Source organism: Streptomyces sp. NBC_00086, assembly GCF_026343255.1.
Classification (GTDB): domain Bacteria; phylum Actinomycetota; class Actinomycetes; order Streptomycetales; family Streptomycetaceae; genus Streptomyces.
Map to the genome: position 1 here is coordinate 4,153,390 of NZ_JAPELZ010000001.1, position 24,831 is coordinate 4,178,220.

Annotated in this window: 18 protein-coding genes; 10 read left to right on the top strand and 8 right to left on the bottom strand. The window is 71.7% G+C overall.

Going from position 1 to position 24,831, the window contains the following annotated elements; all coding sequences use genetic code 11:
• Positions 1 to 7 precede the first annotated feature (7 nt).
• The gene (locus OG276_RS18590; protein WP_266912910.1) at positions 8 to 1,057 is read left to right on the top strand and encodes an aldo/keto reductase; all 1,050 of its coding nucleotides are present in this window, start codon (positions 8 to 10) and stop codon (positions 1,055 to 1,057) included.
• A gap of 264 nt (positions 1,058 to 1,321) precedes the next feature.
• A complete protein-coding gene (locus tag OG276_RS18595) occupies positions 1,322 to 2,143 on the top strand; it encodes a hypothetical protein (protein ID WP_266906921.1) in 822 nt (273 codons plus the stop codon).
• A 3-nt stretch (positions 2,144 to 2,146) separates the two neighbouring features.
• Here OG276_RS18595 and OG276_RS18600 read toward each other — a convergent pair whose 3' ends face one another.
• The 3 genes from OG276_RS18600 to OG276_RS18610 form a co-directional block, all read right to left on the bottom strand.
• Complete coding sequence (locus tag OG276_RS18600; protein WP_266906923.1) at positions 2,147 to 2,959, bottom strand: hypothetical protein; 813 nt, start codon at positions 2,957 to 2,959, stop codon at positions 2,147 to 2,149.
• Positions 2,960 to 3,107: 148 nt separating this feature from the next.
• Positions 3,108 to 4,364, bottom strand: coding sequence for a metallophosphoesterase (locus OG276_RS18605; protein ID WP_266912912.1), 1,257 nt, complete (start codon positions 4,362 to 4,364; stop codon positions 3,108 to 3,110).
• Between the two features lie 215 nt (positions 4,365 to 4,579).
• The gene (locus OG276_RS18610; RefSeq protein WP_214954921.1) at positions 4,580 to 5,695 is read right to left on the bottom strand and encodes a LacI family DNA-binding transcriptional regulator; all 1,116 of its coding nucleotides are present in this window, start codon (positions 5,693 to 5,695) and stop codon (positions 4,580 to 4,582) included.
• A 362-nt stretch (positions 5,696 to 6,057) separates the two neighbouring features.
• Here OG276_RS18610 and hisC point away from each other — a divergent pair, with 362 nt between their 5' ends.
• Positions 6,058 to 7,140 (top strand): histidinol-phosphate transaminase, encoded by a 1,083-nt coding sequence (gene hisC, locus OG276_RS18615; RefSeq protein ID WP_266906925.1) that lies wholly within the window; start codon positions 6,058 to 6,060, stop codon positions 7,138 to 7,140.
• Between the two features lie 76 nt (positions 7,141 to 7,216).
• On the opposite strand, the gene OG276_RS18620 is transcribed toward hisC, so the two are convergent.
• Entirely contained in the window at positions 7,217 to 7,585 is a 369-nt protein-coding gene (locus OG276_RS18620) for a cyclophilin-like fold protein (protein ID WP_243331197.1), read from the bottom strand.
• Positions 7,586 to 7,774: 189 nt separating this feature from the next.
• Between OG276_RS18620 and OG276_RS18625 the strand changes: the two genes are divergently transcribed.
• The 4 genes from OG276_RS18625 to OG276_RS18640 all read left to right on the top strand — a co-directional run bounded on the left by OG276_RS18625 (position 7,775) and on the right by OG276_RS18640 (position 15,701).
• Positions 7,775 to 9,280, top strand: a complete 1,506-nt coding sequence (locus tag OG276_RS18625) for a cytochrome ubiquinol oxidase subunit I (RefSeq protein WP_266906928.1) — start codon at positions 7,775 to 7,777, stop codon at positions 9,278 to 9,280.
• Positions 9,281 to 9,298: 18 nt separating this feature from the next.
• A complete protein-coding gene (gene cydB, locus OG276_RS18630; protein ID WP_266906930.1) occupies positions 9,299 to 10,300 on the top strand; it encodes a cytochrome d ubiquinol oxidase subunit II in 1,002 nt (333 codons plus the stop codon).
• 57 nt (positions 10,301 to 10,357) lie between these two features.
• Complete coding sequence (cydD, locus tag OG276_RS18635; protein WP_266906932.1) at positions 10,358 to 13,942, top strand: thiol reductant ABC exporter subunit CydD; 3,585 nt, start codon at positions 10,358 to 10,360, stop codon at positions 13,940 to 13,942.
• A gap of 79 nt (positions 13,943 to 14,021) precedes the next feature.
• Positions 14,022 to 15,701, top strand: a complete 1,680-nt coding sequence (locus tag OG276_RS18640; RefSeq protein ID WP_266912914.1) for a GAF domain-containing sensor histidine kinase — start codon at positions 14,022 to 14,024, stop codon at positions 15,699 to 15,701.
• An 18-nt stretch (positions 15,702 to 15,719) separates the two neighbouring features.
• Here the strand turns inward: OG276_RS18640 and OG276_RS18645 are convergent, their stop codons facing one another.
• Positions 15,720 to 16,640 carry a Cof-type HAD-IIB family hydrolase gene (locus tag OG276_RS18645; RefSeq protein ID WP_266906934.1) on the bottom strand — a complete coding sequence of 307 codons (921 nt, stop codon included), beginning with the start codon at positions 16,638 to 16,640 and terminating at the stop codon, positions 15,720 to 15,722.
• Positions 16,641 to 16,777: 137 nt separating this feature from the next.
• Between OG276_RS18645 and OG276_RS18650 the strand changes: the two genes are divergently transcribed.
• Positions 16,778 to 17,044: a hypothetical protein gene (locus OG276_RS18650; RefSeq protein ID WP_266906936.1), complete on the top strand. Its 267-nt coding sequence runs from the start codon at positions 16,778 to 16,780 to the stop codon at positions 17,042 to 17,044.
• A gap of 145 nt (positions 17,045 to 17,189) precedes the next feature.
• Positions 17,190 to 18,095: an LLM class flavin-dependent oxidoreductase gene (locus tag OG276_RS18655; RefSeq protein ID WP_266906938.1), complete on the top strand. Its 906-nt coding sequence runs from the start codon at positions 17,190 to 17,192 to the stop codon at positions 18,093 to 18,095.
• A gap of 98 nt (positions 18,096 to 18,193) precedes the next feature.
• On the opposite strand, the gene OG276_RS18660 is transcribed toward OG276_RS18655, so the two are convergent.
• The 3 genes from OG276_RS18660 to OG276_RS18670 form a co-directional block, all read right to left on the bottom strand.
• Entirely contained in the window at positions 18,194 to 21,229 is a 3,036-nt protein-coding gene (locus OG276_RS18660) for a tetratricopeptide repeat protein (RefSeq protein WP_266906940.1), read from the bottom strand.
• Complete coding sequence (locus OG276_RS18665) at positions 21,226 to 23,115, bottom strand: HSP90 family protein (protein WP_266906951.1); 1,890 nt, start codon at positions 23,113 to 23,115, stop codon at positions 21,226 to 21,228. Before OG276_RS18665 ends, OG276_RS18660 begins: the two co-directional genes overlap by 4 nt.
• A gap of 140 nt (positions 23,116 to 23,255) precedes the next feature.
• A complete protein-coding gene (locus OG276_RS18670; protein ID WP_266906952.1) occupies positions 23,256 to 23,795 on the bottom strand; it encodes an RNA 2'-phosphotransferase in 540 nt (179 codons plus the stop codon).
• Between the two features lie 135 nt (positions 23,796 to 23,930).
• Between OG276_RS18670 and OG276_RS18675 the strand changes: the two genes are divergently transcribed.
• Positions 23,931 to 24,815: an aquaporin gene (locus tag OG276_RS18675; RefSeq protein WP_266906954.1), complete on the top strand. Its 885-nt coding sequence runs from the start codon at positions 23,931 to 23,933 to the stop codon at positions 24,813 to 24,815.
• Positions 24,816 to 24,831: the final 16 nt, after the last annotated feature.

Consider the following 24,831-nt stretch of genomic DNA (forward strand, 5'->3'; position numbering starts at 1 on the left):
CATGAGCATGCGATACCGAATTCTGGGTGGGACCGGCATCGAGGTCAGCACGCACTGCCTCGGCACGATGATGTTCGGCGCGGTGGGCAATCCGGATCACGAGGAGTGCGCGCGGATCATCCACGCCGCGCTCGATCACGGGATCAACTTCGTGGACACCGCGGACATGTACTCGGCCGGGGAGTCCGAGACGATCGTGGGGAAGGCCCTCAAGGGCCGGCGGGACGACGTCGTGCTCGCGACCAAGGTGCACTTCCAGATGGGCGAGGGCCGCAACCGCAGCGGGAACTCCCGGCGCTGGATCGTGCGTGCCGTCGAGGACAGTCTCCGCCGACTGGACACGGACTGGATCGACCTCTACCAGGTGCACCGGCCCGATCACGGCACGGACGTCGAGGAGACCCTGTCCGTCCTCGGGGATCTGGTCCGGGCCGGCAAGATACGGGCTTTCGGCTGTTCCACCTTCCCGGCCGAGGAGATCGTCGAAGCGCACCACGTCGCCGAACGGCGGGCTCTGCCGAGGTTCCGGACCGAGCAGCCGCCGTACTCGATCCTCGCGCGCGGGATCGAGAGCAGTGTGCTGCCGGTGGCCCGGAGGTACGGGATGGGTGTCCTGACCTGGAGCCCGCTCGCGTCCGGATTCCTGAGCGGGAAGTACCGGCTCGGCAGCGCCATCGACATGACCTCGGGGCGTGCGGCGCTGACTCCCGCCCGCTTCGACCCCACGATTCCGGGCAATGTCGCGAAGCTGGAGGCCGTGGAGCAGCTGGTGGAGCTCGCCGACTCCATCGGCTGCACGCTGCCCGAGCTGGCGGTGGCCTTCCCGCTGGCGCATCCCGCCGTCACCTCCGTGATCATCGGGCCGCGGACCATGGAGCAGCTGGAATCACTGGTGAAGGGCGCCGGGCTGGTCCTCGATGACACGGCTCTCGACCGGATCGACGAGATCGTGGAGCCGGGCCGGAATCTGTACCACCCGGACGGCGCCTGGCGTTCGCAGGCGCTGGCGGATGTCGCGCAGCGGAGGCGGGCACTGGCAGACCGGTCCGCGGCTTAGGCGGATGGACGCTCCCATGTTTCACGTGAAACAGAGACGGGTGTTTCACGTGAAACATGGCCCATGGCCGCAGGCTCTGGCTGCGCAGACCCGTGTGGCCGTGTAGCAGGCCGCCAAGTGGCGGTGTGGGCTGCGCCGTTCCGCTGACTCATGGGCGCGCCGGTCGGGCTCGCGGGGTCGGGGTCCTCAGGATTGCCCGCGGAGCCCGGTCGTACTTCCGGACTTCGCAGGTCGATTCGATCCGATGTCTGCGAGGAGCGGTACATGAGTTCTGAGAACAAGGCCCGTACCTACCTGGGGCCCTTGCCCCGACGGGCCGGCTGGCTGACGGGAGGCACGCTGGCCTCGGTGGCGCTGGTGCTGGGGGGTCTGGCGTCCCCGGCGGTCGCGCTGGCCGAGGCGTCCGGGAGCCCGGACCACTGCCAGTCCCAGCACCAGAGAGCGGGTGCGCCGTCGGCGGCTCACGGCGACGACTGCAAGGTGGGCCCGCGGGGCCCGCGCGGACCCAAGGGACCCAAGGGTGCGACGGGCCCGACCGGGCCCCGGGGCGCGACCGGTGCGACGGGCCCGACCGGGCCGCGAGGCTACCCGGGCGCGACGGGTGCCACTGGCGCGACGGGTGCCACCGGCGCCACCGGCGCGACGGGCGCGACCGGCGCCACCGGCGCGACCGGCGCCACCGGTGCCACCGGGCCGTGCAACGACATCGACAGCTACTCGCCCTCGAACACCGAGGACTTCCACGCCGCCCTCACCGGTGGGATCGCGTACGCGGGACGGGCATCCGTGCCGGGCGGCGTGCCGGTCTGGCAGAACATCAGCGACGCCGACGACAACCCGGGCTTCCCCGTTGGACGTGCCTGCGGCATCTCCATCGCGGCCCAGGGCAATAACGCGTACATCAAGGTGCTGACCACGAACGGCCAGGTGTACCAGACACACGGCGACGTGAACGGCGCGAACTTCATCTGGGACGAGGCCTGGACCCAGCTTCTGCCGGCTCCGAACCCGATGCTCGGACTCCGCAGCAAGGGCATCGAGTGGAAGGGCGACCTGGCCTCCTCCGGCGCGCCGAGCGGTCAGTAGCCGTCACCCCGGCTCGGTTTCCGGGCCGCCGAAGTCCGGGCTGGTGAAGTCCGGAGAGGAGTAACCGGGACGGGGCCCCTCAGCCGGGGCTCCCGGACTGGTGAAATCGGGCCGGGTGTATCCCAGATTGGGGATGCGCCCGGCTCCCGGCTTTCGGGGGGCCGGGAAGCCGGCCCCCGCGCTGGGATCGGCCAGCGCGTCCCGGAGGAACGGCACGATGCCCCGCTCCAGGAGGGCGTTGCGCCAGGCCTCCCGGGCCCGCGACACCTCGTCGGGCACTGTCTCGGTCTCGTCCGCGGCCACCTCGGTGGAACTGTTGCGGACGGCCGTGACGAGCAGCCCGATCACGGCGAAGAGCAGTGCCGCGGCGGTCAGCCCGCCGAAGAGCCAGCCCGCCGTCAGCATCGTGTCGGCGAAGGCCGGTTCGGGTTCGATCATCTTCAGGATGTAGCCCACCAGCAGGAAGATCAGCATGGCGGTGCCGGCCAGGACCGGCGCGAGGACCGCGACCACGGCGCTGACGCCCGCGCCACCGCCCTGCCCGTCGTCCTCCTCCCCCGTCGAACCGGGGGTGGACAGGATCTCGTCCTGCCGCTCTTTGCGGACCTTCACGTAATGGTCGTACTCGGCTGCGGCCGCGGCCGTCAGCAGCGAGGTGGCCCCCATGGCCATCGTGCGCAGCTGTTCGGCATTCAACCGTTCGCCGAGGGCGGCGAGTTCGGGCCGGTCGTTCGCTGTGCGCAGCGCCTCGTCGAGGAGCCGATCGAACTCCGGTCGGTCTTCGGTGAGCAGGTGCGGAGCGCTGGTCATGTGCATCCCCCGATGCTCCGTAGAGACCGGTATGCCCGCGTAGAACGGGGCGCCGGCACAAACGGAGGAGAGCCTGCTACGGATAGAGCGATGGTAGAGCGCCCACGCCGTACGTTGACAGGGGCTTTCCGGAAATACCCAGCTCCGGGAAGCCTCAGTCGTTCAGCGGGAGTTGCACGACGAGTAGTTTGCCCGCCATCGTCACGCCGCCGTCCATGGCGATGGCCAGGCCTTCCGCGTAGACGTGGGGGCCGACGACGGCCTCGGGACCGTGTGCCCCGTCGCCGTCCTCGGTGCCCACCTCGCCCAGCAGGTACGGGATGGGGCTGTGGCCGTGCACGACGCGACTGCCGCCGTAGGTGCCGATGAGCTCGCGTACGGCCTGGGGGCCGGTCTCCTCGTCGCGGAAGGCGAAGCGCTTGGTGAATTTGCGGAAGAGGTCCCAGGTGATGTCGGCGTCGTTGCGGTTGAGCAGTTCGTGGATGGTGTCGTTGACGTCCTCGACGGAGTCGCCGTAGTCGAGGTAGGCGGTGGTGTCGGAGTGGAGGAGCAGGTGGTCCTCCACCAGGACCGCCGCGTCCAGCCGGGACATCCACTGGAGGTGGACGTCCTGAAGCCGGTCCATGTCGGTGCGCTGGCCGCCGTTGAGGAGCCAGGCGGCCTGGAAGGTGGCGGTGCCGGCGCCGGAGACGACGGGGGTGTCCCCGAACCGCTTGGCGCCGATGAGCAGCAGCTCGTGGTTGCCCATGAGGGCCTTGCAGTAGCCGCCCGCGGCGGCGGCTTCGGCGGAGAGCCGCATGACGAGGTCGATGACCCCGATGCCGTCGGGGCCGCGGTCGGTGAAGTCGCCGAGGAACCAGAGCCGGGCGTTGCCGGCGGACCAGTTGCGGTCGGCGTCGATGAGCCCCTGGAGCTGCAGTTCGGCGACGAGTTCGTCGATGTAGCCGTGGACGTCGCCGACGACGTAGAGCGGTCCGGGGCCCTCGCCGGGGGTCTCTTGGGGAACGTACTGGATCTGGACGGTGTCGCCGGGGCCGCCGAGGGCGCCGCGCCCGATGACGGGGAGGTCGCGCTGCGTCGGGGTGTACCCCTCGGGGTCGCTGTCCTCGGGGACGTGGCCCATCGGACGGCCGGGCTCACCGAGGGCGCCGACGGCACCGTACGGGGCTTCGTGGCCGTATCCGTGCTGCGCGGGGACGGGTGCCGGGCCCGCGGCGTAGTACGCGGGGTACTCGCCGTAGACGGGGGCGTCCGCCCCGAGCCCCGCGGGGCCGCCCCTTCCGGCTGCTGCGGCCCCCGGGGGGACGGTATGCGAGGCGGGTTCGGCGACCGGCAACCGGAAGTCCCGCTCGGTGTCCGTCCGCACCGCGGGTCCCTGACCGGCCCCCTGAGTCATCGACCCCTCCACCACCGTCGCGCTGCCGTACACCTGCGGACCCGCCCGCCTCTTGGGCGGAGGGTCCGTGATGTCGTGCGCCCATCATAGGAATGCAGCTCGCGCTCTGTGACGCACCAGGGGTGGTGAATCCTGGGCGGAGCTGGTCCTTCCTGCCGGTTTCTCCCGATATCGGTGTTGCTGAAATCCTCGGCGGGGCTCCGGGCCCCGCCGTTGGGCCGGCGTGGTGGTCAGTCCTGTGCCGGGGATCGGGGCGGGCTGACGGTCGTACGGGGCTGCCTGCGCTGGGACGAGGTACGGATGATCAGCTCGGTCGGGATGACCTGTTCGACGGGTCCGCCCGTGTCGACGCCCTCGATGGCGTCGATGAGCAGCTGGACGACGGCGGTGCCGATGCGGCGGGGTTTGAGGGACAGGGTGGTGATGGGCGGTTCGGTGTTGGCGTACACGGTGGATTCGCTGCAGCACACGAGCAGCAGATCCTCGGGAACGCGCAGGCCGTAGCGCCGGGCGGCGGCGAGCAGGTCGGTGCCGTTGGGGTCGAACAGACCGTAGACGGCGTCGGGCCGGTCGGGCCGGGCGAGCAGCCGGTCGGCGGCGACGGCGCCGGCGCACGGATCGTGGGCGGGGTAGGACTCGTAGACGGGGTCCTGGCCCACGCGCTCGCACCAGCGCAGGTAGGCCGTGGTGGAGAGCCTGGTGTAGGTGTCGGTGGTGGTGCCGGTCAGCAGCCCGATGCGGCGGGCTCCGGCGGCGGCGAGGTGGTCGAGGAGGCCCAGTACGGCGGCCTCGTGGTCGTTGTCGACCCAGGCGGTGACGGGGAGTGAGCCGGCGGGGCGTCCGTCGGAGACGACGGGCAGACCCTGGCGGACCAGTTCGGTGACGACCGGATCGTGGTCGGAGGGGTCGATGACGACGGTGCCGTCGAGGGCCACGTTGGACCAGACGTCGTGTCGGGAGGTGGCGGGGAGGATGACGAGGGCGTAGCCGCGAGCGAGCGCGGCGGAGGTGGCGGCCCTGGCCATCTCGGCGAAGTACGCGAATTCGGTGAAGGTGAAAGGTTCATCCCCGTAGGTCGTCACGGTCAGGCCGATGAGGCCCGACTTGCCGGTACGGAGGGTGCGGGCCGCCGCGGAAGGGCGGTAGCCCAGCCGGTCTGCGACCTCGCGAACGTGGCGGCGGGTGGCGTCCGGCAGCCGTCCCTTCCCGTTGAGGGCGTCGGAGACGGTCGTGATCGAGACGCCCGCCGCAGCGGCCACGTCCCTGATGCCGGCCCGGCCCTGTCGGCCGGCGGCCCGCCGGGTGGTCTCGGTCCGGCTCACCTGATGCTTCCCTGCTGCTGTCATGGCGAGCCGATAGTAGGGCTCGGTGGGCAGAGCGGTCCGGATGCATATGCACCCGTTGACAGGCACGATTCTGCATGGTTCGCCACCCCCAATGACCTTGGAAATGAAGGCCTTTGGTTGCAAAGGGTGCCTGGTGCCCTTGTCGTCGGGACCGTGCATGCCAAAACGGTGCGCTGTCGGGCTCCACTCAACTCACCTGTACGAGGGACGCGCGCCACGGCGCAGGCCACCGGCGCACGCATATATGCGTGCGCTCTCCCGCATTCCAGGCGCCTGCCGTTCTCGGATGGACGGAATCCTCATAAGGTGAGGAGTATTGAGTCGACGGCGACGTCGTACGGGACGGTCGAGGAGGACCTGCGGTGAGCGAGAAGAGCCCGAAGCTGCGCGCCGAGCTGGACGGCATCCCCACCTACAAGCCCGGAAAGCCCGCGGCAGCGGGCGGTCCGGTCGCTTTCAAGCTGTCCTCGAACGAGAACCCGTACCCGCCCCTGCCTGGGGTGCTGGAGAGCGCGGTCGCGGCGGCCGGCCAGTTCAACCGCTACCCGGACATGGCGTGCACCGGCCTGGTGAACGAGCTCGCGGAGCGGTTCGGGGTTCCGGTCGAGCACATCGCCACCGGCACCGGCTCGGTCGGCGTCGCCCAGTCGCTGATCCAGTCGACGGCGGGTCCGGGCGACGAGGTCATCTACGCCTGGCGGTCTTTCGAGGCTTATCCGATCATCGTTCAGATCTCGGGTGCGACCTCGGTCCAGGTTCCGCTGGCCGAGGGGGACGTGCACGACCTGGACGCGATGTTCGAGGCGATCACCGAGCGGACCCGCCTGATCTTCGTCTGCAACCCCAACAACCCCACCGGCACCGCGGTCCGCCGTGCGGAGCTGGAGCGGTTCCTGGACCGGGTGCCCTCCGACATCCTCATCGTCCTCGACGAGGCGTACAAGGAGTTCGTCCGCGACGTCGAGGTCCCGGACGGCATCGAGCTCTACCGCAGCCGCCCCAACGTCGCCGTGCTGCGTACGTTCTCCAAGGCGTACGGGCTCGCGGGCCTGCGCGTCGGCTTCGCGGTGGCGCACGAGCCGGTGGCCGCGGCGCTGCGCAAGACCGCGGTGCCCTTCGGCGTCAGCCAGCTCGCCCAGGACGCGGCGGTCGCCTCGCTGCGGGCCGAGGACGAGCTGATGGGCCGCGTCGGGTCGCTGGTGAGCGAGCGCGCCCGGGTCTACGGGACGCTGCTGGCCCAGGGCTGGACGGTGGTGCCCGAGACGCAGGCCAACTTCGTGTGGATGCGGCTCGGAGAGCGGACCGCCGACTTCGCGGCGGCCTGCGAGAAGGCCGGCGTGGTGGTCCGGCCCTTCGCGGGCGAGGGCCTGCGGGTCACGATCGGCGAGCCCGAGGCGAACGACCTCTTCCTGCACACGGCCGAGGCGTTCTTCAAGGAGCTCTAGAGCTCCCGGGAGCTGGTCGGGTCGGCGCCGGTCGCACCGGCGGTGATCAGGCCGGCTCCGGTCGGCCCGGCTCCGGTCAGGCCAGTTCCACGCGGATGGGGTCGCCGTCGCGGACGGTGGCCAGCAGGCGGGGGTCGCCGTCGAACGAGCCGAGGACGTTGCACGGGCTCGCCAGGCGGCTCTCGCCCCCGCGGGAGATCGGGGTGGGGCCGTAGGGCAGCGCGAGTGCGTCGCCCTCGGTCCAGAACGCGACCGTGCCGGGCTCGACGACCTGCTGGGCGTCGTGCTCCAGCGCCACGGAGACGCCGGTGTCGAAGTAGACCTCCTCGCCCCAGGTGTTGGCGGAGGCGGAAATGGGGAGCGCGTCGGCGAGCGCCTTGGCGGTCGGGGTCTCGTCGAGCGTTGCGGTGAGCTGGCCGGCGGGCCAGAGGAATCGAATCTTCATGGTTCGCATTCAACAATCTGTTGAATTTATTCGCTAGAGGGGACCCCCCTCGAAGATGCCGACAGCAGTACGACATAATGCTTGTGAATGTGAACGCGTTCACAAGCGTGTCCTGCTTCCTCCCGGATTGAGTGGGATACGAGAGGCAAACTGCGGCTGTGACCACGGCGAAACGAAGGAGACGACGACGTGGACCTAGCTTTGGCGCCAGAGACCCTGGCGCGATGGCAGTTCGGTATTACGACCGTCTATCACTTCCTCTTCGTTCCCTTGACGATCTCTCTGGCCGCGCTCGTCGCGATCTTGCAGACCGCCTGGGTGCGTTCGGAAAAGGAGAAGTACCTCAAAGCCACCAAGTTCTGGGGCAAGCTCTTCCTGATCAACATCGCGATGGGCGTCGTCACCGGCATCGTCCAGGAGTTCCAGTTCGGCATGAACTGGTCCGACTACTCGCGATTCGTCGGTGACATCTTCGGAGCCCCGCTGGCCTTCGAGGCGCTCATCGCCTTCTTCTTCGAGTCCACCTTCATCGGCCTGTGGATCTTCGGATGGGACAAGCTGCCGAAGAAGATCCACCTGGCCTGCATCTGGATGGTCTCGATCGGCACCATCCTGTCCGCGTACTTCATCCTCGCGGCGAACTCATGGATGCAGCACCCGGTCGGCTACCGGATGAATCCCGAGCGCGGCCGGGCCGAGCTCACCGACTTCTGGCTGGTGCTCACGCAGAACACCGCGCTGACCCAGTTCTTCCACACCATGACGGCGGCCTTCCTGGTCGGCGGCGCGTTCATGGTCGGCATCGCGGCCTTCCACCTCGCCCGCAAGAAGCACATCCCCGTCATGCGGACCTCGCTGCGACTCGGCCTGGTCGTCATGATCATCGCCGGTCTGGGAACCGCCATCAGCGGAGACCTGCTCGGCAAGGTGATGTTCAAGCAGCAGCCGATGAAGATGGCCGCCGCCGAGGCGCTCTGGGACGGCGAGGCGCCGGCTCCCTTCTCCCTCTTCGCCTACGGCGACGTGGAAAAGGGCCACAACACGGTCGCCCTGGAGATCCCGGGCCTGCTGTCCTTCCTGGCCAACGACGACTTCACCTCGTTCGTCCCGGGCATCAACGACGTCAACAAGGCCGAGCAGGAGAAGTACGGGCCCGGTGACTACCGGCCCAACATCCCCGTCGCCTACTGGGGCTTCCGCTGGATGATCGGCTTCGGCATGGCCTCGCTCGGCGTCGGCATGCTGGGACTCTGGCTGACCCGCAAGAAGTTCATGCTTCCGCCGGGGCTGCGCACCGGTGAGGAAGAGGTCCCGCACCTGGTCCTCTTCAAGAAGGCGCTGAGCCCCAAGTTCACGAACTGGTACTGGATCGTCGCGCTCTGGACCATGGGCTTCCCGCTGATCGCCAACTCCTGGGGCTGGATCTTCACCGAGATGGGCCGCCAGCCCTGGGTGGTCTACGGGGTCCTGCGCACCAGGGACGCGGTCTCGCCGAACGTCTCCCAGGGTGAGGTGCTCACCTCGATGATCGGCTTCACGCTGCTCTACGCCGTGCTCGCCGTGATCGAGGTCAAGCTCCTCGTGAAGTACGTCAAGGCCGGACCGCCCGAGCTCACCGAGGCCGACCTCAACCCGCCGACCAAGATCGGCGGGGACGACAAGAACCCCGACCGGCCGATGGCCTTCTCGTACTGAGGCTGAGGAGACCACACCATGCAACTTCACGACGTCTGGTTCGTGCTCATCGCCGTTCTGTGGATCGGCTACTTCTTCCTGGAGGGCTTCGACTTCGGAGTCGGCGTCCTGACCAAGCTGCTGGCCCGCAACCGCACGGAGAAGCGGGTCCTGATCAATACGATCGGGCCCGTGTGGGACGGCAACGAGGTCTGGCTGCTCACGGCCGGCGGTGCGACCTTCGCCGCCTTCCCGGAGTGGTACGCCACCCTCTTCTCCGGCTTCTACCTGCCGCTCCTGCTCATCCTGATCTGCCTCATCATCCGCGGGGTCGCCTTCGAGTACCGGCACAAGCGGCCCGAGGACAAGTGGCAGACCAACTGGGAACACGCGATCTTCTGGACCTCGCTGATCCCCGCGTTCCTGTGGGGCGTGGCCTTCGCCAACATCGTGCGCGGAGTGAAGATCGACCAGGACATGGAGTACGTCGGAAACTTCTTCGACCTGCTCAACGTCTACTCGATCCTCGGCGGCCTGGTCACCCTGACCCTGTTCACCTTCCACGGCGCGGTGTTCACCTCGCTCAAGACGGTCGGTGACATCCGGGACCGCTCGCGCAAGCTGGCCATGCGGCTCGGGGTGGTGACCGCCGTCCTGGCGCTCGCCTTCCTGATCTGGACCCAGGTCTCGCGTGGTGACGGCTGGAGCCTGATCGCCATGATCGTGGCGGTACTGGCGCTGGTCGGGGCCCTCGGCTTCAACTTCGCGGGCCGCGAGGGATGGGCCTTCGGCCTGTCGGGCGTCACCATCGCGGCGGCCGTCGCGATGCTCTTCCTGACGCTGTTCCCGAACGTCATGCCGTCCTCGCTGAACGCCGCCTGGAACCTCACGGTCACCAACGCCTCGTCGAGCCCGTACACCCTGAAGATCATGACCTGGTGCGCGGCGGTGGCGACCCCGGTCGTCCTGCTCTACCAGGCGTGGACGTACTGGGTGTTCCGCAAGCGCATCGGCACGCAGCACATCGTCGACGTGCACTGAACCGTGCACTGAGTCGGCTCCGTCCGCTCCGCCCGTTCCTGCCTGGGGATGTTTCACGTGAAACCGATCGACCCGCGCCTGCTTCGGTACGCCCGGTCCACCCGCCTCTTCCTGGGGGCGGTGGTGGCCCTCGGGCTCGCCGGGGCGGGGCTGGTCGTCGGCCAGGCCATGCTGATCGCCGAGATCGTGGTCGGCGCCTTCGAGGACGGACTGGACGGCGCAGCCCTGCGGACGCCCCTGCTGCTGCTCGCGGCGGTGGCGCTCGGCCGGGGCCTGGTCGCCTGGCTGACCGAGCTGGCCGCGCACCGGGCGAGCGCGGCGGTCAAGTCGGAACTGCGCGGCCGGCTGCTGGAGCGGGCGGCGGACCTCGGGCCCGGCTGGCTGAGCGGACAGCGGACGGGCTCCCTGGTGGCCCTGGCCACCCGGGGAGTCGACGCCCTGGACGACTACTTCTCGCGGTACCTGCCCCAGTTGGGGCTCGCGATCGTCGTCCCCGTGGCGGTGCTCGCGCGGATCGTCACCGAGGACTGGGTGTCGGCGGCGATCATCGTGGTCACGCTCCCGCTGATCCCCCTGTTCATGATCCTGATCGGCATGGCCACCCAGTCCCGGATGGACCGCCAGTGGCGGCTGCTGTCCCGGCTCTCGGGGCACTTCCTGGACGTGGTGGAGGGCCTGCCGACCCTGAAGGTGTTCGGCCGCGCGAAGGCGCAGGCGGAGTCCATCCGCAAGATCACCGATGATTACCGGCAGGCGACGATGCGCACCCTGCGCATCGCCTTCCTGTCCTCGTTCGCGCTCGAACTGCTGGCGACCCTGTCCGTGGCGCTGGTCGCCGTCACCATCGGCATGCGGCTCGTCCACGGGGAGCTGGACCTCTACACCGGGCTGGTCATCCTGGTCCTGGCGCCCGAGGCGTACCTGCCGCTGCGTCAGGTCGGGGCGCAGTACCACGCGGCGGCGGAGGGGCTGGCCGCCGCGGAAGAGATCTTCGAGGTGCTGGAGACCCCGGTCGCCGCCTCGCAGGGGACGGCCGCTGTTCCGGTCTCGGGACTGCGGATCGAGCTCGACGGGGTGGCCGTCCGGTACGAGGGTCGGGGCGAGGACTCCCCCGGACCCGTCTCGCTGACCGTGGAGCCGGGTGAATGCGTGGCCCTCAGCGGGCCGAGCGGCGCGGGCAAGTCCACGCTGCTGCAGGTGCTGCTGGGCTTCGTGACGCCGAGTGCGGGCCGGGTCCGGGTCGGGGACGTGGACCTGGCCGGGCTCGCGCCCGAACAGTGGCGGGAGCGGATCGCGTGGGTGCCGCAGCGGCCGCACCTGTTCGCCGGGTCGATCGCGGAGAACGTACGGCTGGCGCGGCCCGGCGCCGCCGATGCCGAGGTGACCGCCGCGCTGGTGGACGCCGGGGCGTGGGAGTTCGTACGGGCTCTGCCGCGGGGGGCGGACACCCTCCTCGGCGAGGGCGGGGTCGGACTGTCCGCCGGGCAGCGCCAGCGTCTCGCGCTGGCGCGGGCGTTCCTGGCGGACCGGCCGGTGCTCCTGCTCGACGAGCCGACGGCGGCGCTGGACGGCGAGACCGAGGCGGCCGTGGTGGAGGCGGTACGCCGCCTCGCGGTCGGGCGGACCGTCCTGCTGGTGGTGCACCGGCCCGCGCTGCTGGCGCTGGCCGACCGGGTCGTGAGGGTCGGGGCCGGCTGTGCCGGGCCGCCCTCCCCCGCCGCGCCCCTTCCCTCGGTGCGGCCGGGACGGACGGCGCCGGGACCGGCTCCGCGCGATCCCGGCGAATGGATCCTCGGCGACACTCCGGCGCGGGCGGGCGCTGCGGGCGGCGACGGTACGGGCGGCGGCGGTGCCGACGGCCGTGACCCGCTCAGGCGGGTGCGGGGCGTGGCCAAGGCCTGGCAGGGACGGTTCAGGCTCGGGCTGTTCCTGGGAGCGCTGGCCGTCGGGTGCAGCGTCGGGCTGATGGCCGTCTCCGGATGGCTGATCTCGCGCGCCTCCGAACAGCCTCCCGTGCTGTACCTGATGGTGGCCGTCACCGCGACGCGGGCCTTCGGCATGGGCCGGGCCGTCTTCCGGTACGCGGAGCGGCTCGTGTCCCACGACGCGGTCCTGCGGATGCTCGCCGACCTGCGCGTTTCGGTGTTCCAGCGACTGGAGCGCATCGCGCCCGCCGGACTGCGCACCCAGCGGCGCGGGGATCTGCTGACCCGGCTGGTGGCCGACGCCGACGCCCTGCAGGACTACTGGCTGCGCTGGCTGCTGCCCGTCGGCACCGCGGTGCTCGTGGGCACCGGCTCGGTGGCGTTCACCGCCTGGCTGCTGCCCGCGGCCGGGGCGATGCTCGCCGTCGGGCTGCTGGCCGCCGGGGTCGGCGTACCGCTCGTCAGCGCGGTCTGCGCACGCCGGACGGAGCGCCGGCTCGCGCCCGCCCGGGGCGAGCTCGCCACCCGTGTGGCGGATCTGCTCACCGGAACCGCGGAGCTCACCGTTGCCGGAGCGCTCGGCGGGCGCAAGGCCGCCGCGAAGGACAGCGACCGCACACTGACCGGGATCGCTGCCCGCGCGGCCGCCGTCACCGGGCTCGGGAGCGGGCTGTCTTCCTTGGTGACCGGGCTGACCGTGGTGTGCTCGGCCGCCGTCGGGGCCGACGCCGTCGCCGGCGGCCGGCTGTCCGGGGTGGCCATGGCGGTGGTCGTCCTGACCCCGCTGGCCGCCTTCGAGGCCGTCAGCGGGCTTCCGCAGGCCGTCCAGTACCGCCAGCGGGTCCGGCGCAGCGCCGAGCGGGTCTACGAAGTCATCGACACGCCCGCTCCGGTCACCGAGCCGGAGCGGCCCGAAGCCCTGCCCGCCTCGCCCTTCCCGCTGCGGCTGACGGGGCTCGCCGCCCGCCACCCCGGGCAGGAGAAGGACGCGCTGAGCGGGCTCGACCTGACCCTGGAGGCGGGCCGCCGGATCGCGGTGGTCGGGCCTTCGGGAGCGGGCAAGACGACGCTGGCGCAGGTCCTGCTGCGCTTCCTGGACCAGCACGAAGGCTCGTACACCCTGGGCGGGACCGATGCGCGCGCCCTCGACGGGGACCACGTGCGCCGGGTCGTGGGCCTGTGTGCGCAGGACGCGCACATCTTCGACAGCTCGGTACGGGAGAACCTGCGCCTGGCCGATCCGGGGGCGAGCGAGGCGCGGCTGCGGGAGGCCCTCGCCGCGGCCCGGCTGCTTGAGTGGGCCGAGGGGCTCCCGGACGGGCTGGACACGCTGGTCGGCGAGCACGGCGAGCGGATCTCCGGTGGTCAGCGCCAGCGTCTCGCCCTGGCGCGGGCGTTGCTCGCGGACTTCCCGGTCCTCGTCCTGGACGAGCCGGCCGAGCACCTGGACCTGGCCACCGCCGATGCGCTGACCGCCGACCTGCTGGCCGCGACCGAGGGGCGTACCACCGTGCTGATCACGCACCGGCTGGCCGGCCTGGAAGAGGTCGACGAGGTGCTCGTCCTCGACGGCGGCGTCGTGGTCCAGCGCGGTGCGTACGAGGAGCTGGCGGCGGCTCCCGGTCCGCTGCGCGGGCTGCTGGAGCGGGAGCGGGAAGCGGACCTGACGGTCGGTACCGGGCAGGCTCGACTTTCCTCACCAAAGGGGACTAACTAGGCTCAAGGGCATGTCAGCGCAGGAGTCGCAGGAATCGCCCGAGTACCCGCCGGAGCCCTCATCGGCGACGTCCGACCCGATGGAGGCCGCGACCGCTGCCACCCGGAGTCTCCAGGGGCTTTCCACCGAGCTCACGGCCCGGGTGCCGCAGCTGCTGGAGGCCATGCGGTCGGTCGGTACAGGTCTCGAACTGCACTCCACGCTGGACCGGATCTGCGAGACGGCCGCCGAGCTCGCGGACGCCCGCTACGCGGCCATCGGCGTGGTCGACACCGAGGGCCGGGGGCTTTCGGACTTCGTCACCTTCGGCATCAGTGACGCGGTGGCGAAGAAGATCGGGCACCGCCCGGACGGGAAGCGCGGTCTGCTCGGCGCGCTGATCTCGCACCCCGACGCGGTGCAGCTCGCCGACCTGACCAAGGACCCGCGCTCGGAGGGCTTCCCCGCCCATCACCCGCCGATGAAGACCTTCCTCGGCGTTCCGATCCGCGTGCAGGGAGAGATCTTCGGGAACCTCTACCTGGCGGAGAAGAACGGCGGCGGCGAGTTCAACGACTACGACGTCCACATGGTCCGGGTGCTGGCGACCGAGGCGGGCATCGCCATCGGCAACGCCCGGCTCTACGAGGCCGCCACCCAGCGCGAGCGCTGGATCGACGGCTCGGTCGCCGTCACCACGGCCCTGCTGTCGGGCGGGGACGCGGACGACGCGCTCGCCGTCGTCGCCGAACAGGCCCGCCGGCTCGCCGATTCGGCCGCCGGGATCGTGATGCTGCCGGCCGAGGAGGGCGGGATGGAGATCGTCGCGGTCTCCGCGGAGAACCCGGCGACCTCCCTCGGTGTCGTCATCCCGGCCGAGAGCCCGGTGGTGGCCCGGCTCCTGGAGGGCGAGCCGGTCTTCGTGGACGACGCCGCCTCGGACCCGCGCATGATCAGTCGCCTGACCAGCCAGTACGGGGCCTGCATGATGCTTCCGCTGCAGAGCGGGGGCCGGGTGCTGGGGGCCCTCGTCACGCCGCGGGCGCGCGGGAAGCGCCCGTTCACCGAGGCGGAGCGGACCCTGGCCACGCAGTTCGCCTCGCAGGCGGCCCTGGCGCTGATGATGGCGGAGGCGCAGCGGGACCGGGAGCGCCTCGCGGTGTTCGAGGACCGCGACCGGATCGCCCGCGACCTGCACGACCTGGTCATCCAGCGGCTCTTCGCCACCGGGATGATGTTGGAGGGCGCCCAGCGCCGCTCCATCGTCCCGGAGGTCCGCGAGGGTGTCGGCAAGGCCGTGGACGAGCTCGACGTGACGATCCAGGAGATCCGCACCGCGATCTTCGCGCTCCAGCAGGGACCGGCGGAGGCCCCCTCGGGGCTGCGCACCCGGGTGCTGCGGGAGATCAACATGGCTGCCGTGCCGCTGGGCTTCAAGCCCGCGCACCGCTTCCTCGGACCGATCGACGCGGTCGTCGGCGAGCTCGTCGGAAAGAACCTGATCGCGGCCCTGCGCGAGGCGTTGTCGAACGCGTTCCGGCACTCGGAGGCGTCCCGGATCGAGGTGGTGCTGGACTCCACCGTCAGCCTGGCCGATGGACGGCCCGGGGTCCGGCTGGAGGTGGCCGACGACGGGGTGGGCATCCCCGAGGGCGGGCGGCGCAGTGGGCTGCGGAACCTGCGCCGGCGGGCCGAGTCGCTCGGCGGATCCAGCTCGTACGGCCCCGGCCTCGGCGAGGAGGGCGGCGGGACCACCCTGGTGTGGGAGGCCCCGCTGTAGCCGTGCTTCGGCTCGTGGCTACGCCTCGGTGCGGGCGGTCCGTTCGGCCAGGATGCGCTCGATGACCAGGGCGACGCCGTCCTCGTTGTTGGCGACCGTACGGCCCGACGCGGCGGCGATGACATCCGGATGGGCATTGCCCATCGCGTACGAGGTGCCGGCCCAGCCGAGCATCTCCACGTCATTGGGCATATCGCCGAAGGCGACCACCTCGGACGGGGAGATGCCGCGCTCCTCGCAGCACAGTGCCAGGGTGCTCGCCTTGGAGACCCCCGGGCCGCTGATCTCCAGCAGGGAGGTCGGGCTGGAGCGGGTGATCGAGGCGTACGCGCCGGCGACGGAGCGGGCCAGGGTCAGGAACTCGTCCGGAGCCAGCTCGGAGTGGTGCGCGAGCACCTTCAGCACGGGCGCCGAGTCGTCGTCCGTGGCCTCGTGGAGCAGTTCCTCGGCGGTGGCGACGTGGGCGCCCGGGTCCTGGAAGAACGGCGGGTACTGCGGCTCGTAGTTGATGCCGGTGGTCAGCTCGACGGCGAAGGAGGTGCCGGGGGCGGCGCCCCGCAGGGCCTCCACCACCTTGAGCGCCGTGACCCGGGGCAGCGGCCTGACCTGGACGAACTCCCGGCCCGTGGGCGGCTGGTCGGTGGAGTGCCGGTCGAGGGCATGGAGGTCGACGACGGCGGCGCCGTTCGCGCAGATGGCCAGGCCGTGGCCCTGGACGTGGTCACTGACCACACCCATCCAGCGGGCCGGGCGTCCGGTCACGAAGAACACCGCGATGCCTGCCTCTTCGGCGGCGGCGAGGGCGGCGACGGTGCGCTCCGAGACGGATTTGTCGTCGCGCAGCAAGGTGCCGTCGAGGTCGGTGGCGATGAGCCGGGTCGCGGGGGTTGGCCCGTCCGGGCACTGGGGAGCCGAGGTCACGGCTCCATCTTCGCCCATGGCAGGGGTCGGCGACGTTTCACGTGAAACATCGCGACATGGTTGTCAGTGGGCGGTGGAAGGATCTCCTCGCCGGTGCCGCTGCCGTTCGCGCTGCCGGGTCGGTGCCGGTTCCGATGACGTCACACGGGGGCGACGTGCTCATCCCTTCAGCTCGCGCGGCGGATTGCGATGCCTGTGGCGGCCCGCACGCGAAGTGGGTCGCGAGTCTGGCGATGGCCCTGTGCACGGGGTGCGAACGGGCGGGCACCCACCACCCGGAGCGTGAACCGGTGCTGGTGGGCGAGGTCCTGGCCGGTGCGGCCGACGCCCTGGCCCGCGCCGGCCGCACCGCGGCTCCGGCCCGCCCCTACTCCGCCGTCCTGCTCGCCCTGTGGCGGAAGAAGGCCCAGAGCGGCGCATGACGGCGCCGGGGGGGCACCCGCGACGAGGGCTGCGAGGCCGAGGGTCAGGCAGGGCGGGGTCAGGAGTTGCAGCCCGGCCGGACCGATCCGATCGTGTCGCCGGGATGCCGACGACCCGCTGTGGGGCGGACGTAGGCTCGGGGGCATGAGTCTGCGCCTGAGTACCGTGATCCTGCCCGTCGACCGCTGGCACGAGGGAGGCCGCTCCACGTGGCAGCGGGCCGAGGAACTGGGGTTCCACGCGGCCTACACCTACGACCACCTGTCCTGGCGGACCTTCCGCAACGGCCCGTGGTTCGGCGCTCTGCCGACGCTCACGGCCGCCGCGACGGCTACGGAGCGGCTGCGCCTCGGTACGCTCGTCACCTCGCCGAACTTCCGCCACCCGGTGACGCTCGCCAAGGAGCTGATCTCTCTCGACGACGTCTCCGGCGGACGGATCACCCTCGGCATCGGCGCCGGAGGCAACGGCTTCGACGCCACCGTGCTCGGCCAGGAACAGCCGTGGACCCCCAAGGAGCGCGCCGACCGGTTCGGGGAGTTCCTGCCGCTGCTCGACCGGCTGCTCACCGAGGACTCCGTCTCGCAGCGGGGCACGTTCTACTCGGCGGAGGAGGCCTTCAACATCCCCGGGTGCGTCCAGCGGCCCCGGCTGCCCTTCGCCGTCGCCGCGACCGGCCCGCGCGGCCTGAAGCTCGCCGCGCGGTACGGGCAGGCGTGGGTGACCACCGGCGACCCCAAGATCTTCGACGAGGGCACCCCGGAGCAGTCGGTGCAGGCCCTGCGCGGCCAGGTCGAGAAGCTCGGCAAGGCGTGTGCGGAGACCGGCCGGGAGGTGGCCGAACTGGACAAGGTCCTGCTCACGGGCTTCACCCCGGACCGGGGACGGCCGCTGGAGTCGGTGGCGGCCTTCGTCGACTTCGCCGGCCGCCACCAGGAGCTCGGCTTCACCGAGCTCGTGATCCACTGGCCGATCCCCGACTCCGACTTCGCCGCCGACCAGGGCGTCTTCGAGCGGATCGCCACCGAGGCGCTCGCACAGCTGGGCTGAGCGGATCGCCGCCGAGGCGCTCGCACAGCTTGGCTGAGCGGAGCCGGACCGAGCCGCTGCCGTCGCCCCGGGGTTCGGAGCGACGGCAGCGCCCGGCCTCAGGACGAGGCGCGCAGCAGGTGTTCCGTGGTCCGTTCGGCGCTCTCCAGGAGCCACTCCGGGGCCACGCCCTCGGGCAGCGCGCGTACCTCGGCCGCCAGCGCCGAGACCCGGGCGGCGCCGGCTTCGGGCCGGCCCAGCTCGTGCTCGGTCCAGGCGGCGTTGTTCACGCACTGGAACCGGGCCTGGAGGTGCTCCGGGCCGAGCTCCGCGTGGAGGGCGGCGGCCCGCTCCCACAGCAGGATCTCCTCCAGCCGCAGCGCTTCGAGCTCCGCCGCACCCAGCGGTTCGGCGGGCCCTGAACCCCGTCCTTCCTCCTCGTCCGCCTCCTCTTCCGCCTCCTCGTCGGCGCGGACCCGGCGGTCGAGGACCTGGGCGAGCTGGTTCCAGGTTTCGGCCAGTTCGGCCCGTGCCTCGGGGTCCTCGGGAGCCTGCGCCAGCGCGGCGGTCAGCACCTCGGCCGCCTCGCCCATCCGCGACCGGGCCTGTGCCACCCCCGCGTCGGTGATTTCTTCGCGCAGCCCGAGCCAGGCCAGCGACCGCAGGATCCGTACCTCGGCGACCGGCGCGTCCTTCGACCGACGGCGCAGTTCGAGGGCCCGCTCGTACGCCGCGACCGCCTCCGGGACCAGCTGTGCCTCGGAGAGCTGGTCGGCCGCGGCCTGGGCGAAGTTCGCCTGCGGACGCGGGTCCTCCCAGTCCTCGGCGAGCCCCGCCGCCAGCAGGTACTGCTCGGCCGCGCCCCGGGGATCCTGCAGATCGCGCAGCAGGTCGCCCAGGAACTCCCGTACGGAGACGGCCTGGCCCTCACCGTGCTCCAGCAGGTCCGGCAGCGTCGACTGCAGCACCTCGGCCGCCTCGACGGTGTGGCCCTCACGGGCGTGGCACCGGGCGAGCAGCAGCCGGGCCTGGGCCCCGCCGTCGGCGGTGAGCCCGGCCTGATCGAGCCAGTGCGCCGCGTCCAGAGCGTGCCGCGCGGCCTCCGCGTCGGCCTCGCTCTGCCCCAGCAGGATGTCGGCGAGGGTGAGCCGTACGACGCCCTGCGCCTTGGCGTCGGTCACCTCCGCGGCGTGCGTCAGACCCGCTCGGGCCGACTCCTCGGCCTCGTCCACCCGCTCCAGCGACATCAGCACGCCGGCCCGCAACACGAGCGGGTCCACGGCTAGCCACGGCCGGCCCGCCGCCACCGAGCGGTCGGCGGATCCGGCGAGCAGCGCCACGGCACGTTCCGGGTCGCCCTGCGAGAGGGCGAGCCGGCCCAGCATCTCCTCGGCCTCCGCCACCACGTCGGGCAGGGCCGCGGCGTAGGCATCGGCGAAGGCGGCGAGCTCGGCGGCCAGTTCGCCGTGCCCGTGCTGCCCATCGTGGCTGGCGCCGTGGCCGTGCCCGTGCCCGTCCCCGTGGCCGTGCTCGGGGTCCTCGGTGGCCTCGACCGAGCGCAGGTAGGACTCCACCCGGATCCCGGTCAGTTCCGCGAGCGCGATCCGCCGGGTCCGCAGCGGATCGTCCGCGTCCAGTGCCTCGGCGGCACGCAGGGCGACGGCCAGCAGCGCGCGCAGCTCCCCCGCCCCGGTGCCCGACTGTGCGGCCACGGTCGCCAGCCGCAGCTCGGCCAGGGCGGCGCGCTCCGCGAGCCCGAGCTCCCGGTAGCGCTCGCGTACGCCGGCCAGCAGTTCCGCGGCGTCGCCGGCGCCGGCCCGAGCGGCCGCCAGGGCCCGGTGGTCCGCCACATCGGCGGCGACCAGAGGATCGGCGCCGCTCGCGGCCTCGGGGTGCAGGGCCACCTGCTCCCAGAGGGCGTCCGCGCCGGGGTGCCCGAGGTCGCGTGCCGCACGGGCCCGTTCCACGAGTTCGGCGAAGCCCCCGGCCGGGGCCGCCGCCCGGGGTGCCGGGGCGGGCCCCGGCTGCGGGAGCGCCGCGAGCGCGGAGCTCCGTACGCCCAGCGGCAGGACCGCGGCCAGCGGGGCCGCACCGATCCGCGCGAGGAACCGCTCCGAGACCCGGGTGGAGCCGTTGCGCGCGTCGAACCGCCGGGCGATGTCGAGCGAGCCCGCGCGCAGCACCTCGTACAGCTCGGACACGGTGCGCGGATTGCCCTCGTAGGCGGCGGCCGGGTTCTGGCCGTGGCCCAGCTCCGTCAGGCGGCGCAGCAGGACGAGGATTCCGCCGTGGAAGGCCAGCTGATCGGAGAGGTTGGCGAGCGGGGACACGTGCGCCGCGTGCTCGGCGAGGATCTCCAGACCTCGGGACTCGTTCCCGGTGAGCGCGCAGAACTCGATGTGCCGCCCCACCGAGGGCAGCAGGCTCTCCTTGCCCCGGGCCAGCCGGTATCCGCGCAGATGGGCCGAGCGGGCTTCGTCGAACCGGCCGAGCCGCACCAGCGGCAGCAGCGAGGCGGCCAGCACCCGGTGGGGTTCCTCGGCGCAGGTTTGCTCACCGGAGAGCACCGGCTGCCAGACCCCCAGGGCCTCGGCGTCGTCGCCGCGCAGCACGGCGTACTGGCCCTGGCTGTTGAGCTCGCAGGCGTGGCAGTCGCTCATGTCGTCGCGGTCGGCGGCCTGCCAGCCGGCATAGGCGCGGCCGGCCCGCTCGTCGTCGGCGGTCGCGTCGGCGAACCACAGCTCGGCCTCGCGCACGGGACGCTCGCTGTAGCCGGCGATCCGGTAGCGGCGCTCCATCTCGTCCAGCCAGCCGGCGGCCGACTCCAGCGGGATCTCCGGAGAGTTGCCGATGGCGCTGGCGATCCACTTGAACTGCCAGAACAGCGAGTGGGCGTCCCACTCGTCGAAGGCGCCCGGGTCCTTGTCGTACTCCTGGAGCAGCCGGGCGAAGGGGACGAGCATCTTCGGGGACTCGGAGCTGTACAGGTAGGCGTTGATCAGGTTGTCCAGTGCCGCCCGGAACAGCGGGCGGTCCCCGGTCGCCTCGGCGGCGGCGGACAGCGCCTCGGCGTGGGCGTTGCGTGCGGTCCCGCCCGGAGCCTGGCGGTTCTCGGCCAGTCCGCGCTCGATCTCCTCGCGCGTCATCGTGCTCACTTCTGATCCTCCTGGGGGTCGGCTCCGGTGGCGCTGTCCGTGGTGCTGTCCGTGATGCCGACCGGGTGCGTCGCCCATTCCAGGAGCCCGAGGAAGGACCGGTTGAGCAGGGCGGTGTCGGCCGCGCGCAGCGGCCGCTGCGACCTCAGCAGGGCCTGGCCGTAGAGCGATTCGACGGCGGTGGCGGTCAGGGCCTCGTCGGGCAGGGCGGCGATCCGGCGGATGAGCGGGTTGTTGTGGTTGAGCACGAGGCGGGCGCGCGGAGCGGAGCCGCGCAGCGAACCGAGGATGCCGCTCCACAGCGAGTCGGCGGTCTCCAGGGCTGCCGTGCGGTCGCGCTCCTGACGGGCCTGGCGGTCGTCGAGGTAGAGCGCGGGAACGGCGGCGGGCTGGAAGGCGCGCAGGACGACGTCGCAGCTCTGGGGCTCCAGCCGGGTGCGGGCGGTGGCCAGGAAGGGGGCCAGGGCCAGTTCGGCGGAGGTCGGGACCGGATCGAGGCGCTCGGTGACGGCGCCCGCGTCGAGCTCGGTGACCTTGAGCTCCGGGCGTACGGAGGGCAGCATGGCCAGCAGATCGGCGTCGTAGGTGTAGCCGGCGTTGATGACGCCGAGGCCGTGGGCGGCCGCGATCGGGGCGATCTGGCGGAACTCCTCCACGGTCCGGGTGAAGTGGATCTCGGTGTGCGCGGCGGCGAACTCCTCCAGGTTCATCGAGCCGTCGCTGGTCTCGAACGGCAGCCAGGGCAGCATCAGGCCGAGCAGCTCGGTGTCGTGGCGGGCCAGCGATTTCACCCCGAGGTGGTGGACGCTCAGGAAGGCCGCCAGCCGCTCGGGTTCGCTGGTGGCGAGCTCGGCGAGCCAGGCGCGGACGCGGGCTCCGAGGGCCTCGCGCACGGCGGCCAGGGTCTCGTCGTCGTACAGGTTCTCGCGGGAGGCGGTGGGCCGCAGGGTGTCGGTGTCGAGGACTGCGCGCACGAAGAACGCCCAGTCGGGCAGCAGGTTGTCGGCCTTGTCGGTCAGCAGCATGCCCTTGAGGTGGACGCGGTGTCCGGACCGGTGGGCGGGGCTGGTCGGCTCGGGCAGGACGTACGCGACTCCGCGCACTCCGGCCACGGGCAGGTCGAGGTCGATGCTGTCGAGCGGGGTGAAACCGAAGAGCTGCGCGCAGTGCCCGGCGAGCGCGACGCGGCGGGCCGCGGGGGTGGGGAAGGGCCGGTCCCAGACGGCGGGCCGGTCGGTGACCGGGCGGGGTCCGGCGGCGGAGCCGTCGTCGAAGGTGATGTCGTAGGGCAGCAGGGAGCCGTAGTCGCGGGCCAGCTGCTCGACCTTGGCCGGGACGGTCCACTCCTCGGCGCCGGGGCGGGCCTCCAGGACCACGGTGGTGCCGGGCTCCGGGCGGGCGTCGGAGGGAAGTTCGCGGACGGTGTACGAGCCGTCGTCCGTGGCCAGCCACTCGACGGGCGCGGCCAGCGGATCGCGGGCGGAGCGGGTGACCACGCGGATCTGGCGGGCGACGACGAAACAGGCGAGCAGACCGATGCCGAACTGGCCGAGGAACTCCTGGCGGGTGGTCTCCAGGCCGTGCGGGCCTCCGCGCTTGGAGCTGCGTCCGATGGTGGCGAGGAGGGAGTGGGCCTCGTCGGCGGTCAGGCCGATGCCGCTGTCCTCGATGGTCACCCGGTTCCCGGTCGCCGACAGGCGGATGGAGATCTCAGCTTCGGGATCCAGGGCGTGGCGGGCGGTGACCGCGTCGACGGCGTTCTGGAGGAGCTCGCGGACGTACACGCGGGGGCTGGAGTAGAGGTGGTGGGAGAGCAGGTCGACCAGGCCGCGCAGATCGACCTGGAAGGTGTTCGGATGGGTTCCCTGGTTTTCTTCGGACGTCATGGGGCGTCACCTCGCGTGCTGGTACGGGTTGTTCGGCGACCGCGAGGTACCCCCCTCACAGATCCCGGAGTGAGGAACAGAGTAGGGGGATGATCTGACAATCCCCCGGTGAATTCAGGGGCCGCCGGGGCGTCTCCGGCTTATTGGAACCGCAGGAATTGCGGCGGCACGGAGTCCGCCAGCCACACCCCATTGGCGCTGACCCGAAAGACGTGCCCCGCTGCGCGCATCGCCCCCGCGTCGACGGCGAGGACGACCGGCCGGCCGCGCCGTGCGCCGACGCGGGTCGCGGTCTCCCGGTCCGGGGAGAGGTGGACGTGGTGGCGTGCCATCGGGCGCAGTCCCTCGGCGCGGATCGCGTCCAGGGCGGCCGCGACGGTGCCGTGGTAGAGGTACGCGGGCGGTTCGGCCTCCGGCAGGTCCAGGTCCACGGGGACGGTGTGCCCCTGGTTGGCACGGATCCGGCTGCCGTCGACGGCGAACCGCTGCTTGTCGTTGGCGGCGACCACGTGGTCGAGCTCGGCCCGGCTGATGGGGAAGCCGTGGGTGGCCGTGGCGCTCAGAAGATCGTCGATCTCCACCCAGCCGTGCGGGTCGAGCACCAGTCCGATGCGTTCCGGCTGATGGCGGAGGTGTTTCGAGACGTATTTGGACACCTTGACGGTGCGCTTGTCATCCATTCGCCCAGGGTGACGGCTCGGCCGGGGTCGGCGCAGCGAATTTTCGCCGTTCTCCCCAACCTGGACTCCCCCTATCGTGTTTCCAAGATACGGAATACATTTTCCGCTGAACTGCCACTCAAGGGGAAGAAAAGTATGACAAATAGTGCGTCTCTGTCGCGGCGTGCGACCGCCGAGCTCGTCGGCACCGCTGCCCTCCTCGTGGTCGTCATCGGATCGGGAATCCAGGCCGCCGCGCTCACCTCGGATACGGGCGTGGCCCTGGTGGCCAACTCGCTCGCCTCGGCCATCGGGCTCGGGCTGATCATCACGCTCTTCGGGCCGCTCTCGGGCGCCCACCTCAACCCGGTGGTGACCCTCACGACCTGGTGGGGCCGACGCACCGGCGGCGAAGGCCTCGAAGGCCGGGAAGCACTGGTCTACGTGACGGCCCAGATCGCCGGGGCCATAGGCGGCGCGGTCCTCGCGGAAGCGATGTTCGGCCGCGTCCCCGGAGCCTTCTCCACCCAGGTCCGCGACGGCGGACACCTGCTCGTCGGCGAGGTCGTGGCCACCGCCGGACTGGTCTTGGTGATCCAGGGCCTCGGCCGCATCGGCCGGCCGAAGCTGATCCCGGCCGCGGTCGCCGCCTACATCGCCGCCGCGATCTGGTTCACCTCCTCCGGCTCCTTCGCGAACCCGGCCGGCACCATCGGGCGCAGCTTCAGCGACTCCTTCACCGGCATCGCCCCGCAGTCGCTGCCGGGGTTCGTCGCCGCCCAGCTCGTCGGCGGAGTGCTCGGCCTGGTCCTCGCGGGCTTGCTCTACGGGAGCACCCGCCGGGCGGCCGCCTCCACGACGGCCGCCTCCACCGAGACGACCGCCTCCACCGCGACCACCGAGACCGCGACCACCGACACCACGACCGCCGACACCACGACCGCCACTGCCACTGCGCCCGCGGCGGCCACCACCGTGACCCCCGCCGCTCCGGTGGCCGAAACCAGCGTGCCCGGACCGGCGTTCCAGGCCGTCGGCTGACCCTCCGGACGTGGTT

Bases quoted from the DNA above. Each gene is read 5' to 3' on its own strand.
- OG276_RS18590 (WP_266912910.1), top strand. From the start codon at position 8: ATGCGATACCGAATTCTGGGTGGGACCGGCATCGAGGTCAGCACGCAC.
- OG276_RS18595 (WP_266906921.1), top strand. From the start codon at position 1,322: ATGAGTTCTGAGAACAAGGCCCGTACCTACCTGGGGCCCTTGCCCCGA.
- OG276_RS18600 (WP_266906923.1), bottom strand. From the start codon at position 2,959: ATGCACATGACCAGCGCTCCGCACCTGCTCACCGAAGACCGACCGGAG.
- OG276_RS18610 (WP_214954921.1), bottom strand. From the start codon at position 5,695: ATGACAGCAGCAGGGAAGCATCAGGTGAGCCGGACCGAGACCACCCGG.
- OG276_RS18620 (WP_243331197.1), bottom strand. From the start codon at position 7,585: ATGAAGATTCGATTCCTCTGGCCCGCCGGCCAGCTCACCGCAACGCTC.
- cydB (WP_266906930.1), top strand. From the start codon at position 9,299: ATGCAACTTCACGACGTCTGGTTCGTGCTCATCGCCGTTCTGTGGATC.
- OG276_RS18640 (WP_266912914.1), top strand. From the start codon at position 14,022: ATGGAGGCCGCGACCGCTGCCACCCGGAGTCTCCAGGGGCTTTCCACC.
- OG276_RS18645 (WP_266906934.1), bottom strand. From the start codon at position 16,640: ATGGGCGAAGATGGAGCCGTGACCTCGGCTCCCCAGTGCCCGGACGGG.
- OG276_RS18655 (WP_266906938.1), top strand. From the start codon at position 17,190: ATGAGTCTGCGCCTGAGTACCGTGATCCTGCCCGTCGACCGCTGGCAC.
- OG276_RS18665 (WP_266906951.1), bottom strand. From the start codon at position 23,115: ATGACGTCCGAAGAAAACCAGGGAACCCATCCGAACACCTTCCAGGTC.
- OG276_RS18670 (WP_266906952.1), bottom strand. From the start codon at position 23,795: ATGGATGACAAGCGCACCGTCAAGGTGTCCAAATACGTCTCGAAACAC.
- OG276_RS18675 (WP_266906954.1), top strand. From the start codon at position 23,931: ATGACAAATAGTGCGTCTCTGTCGCGGCGTGCGACCGCCGAGCTCGTC.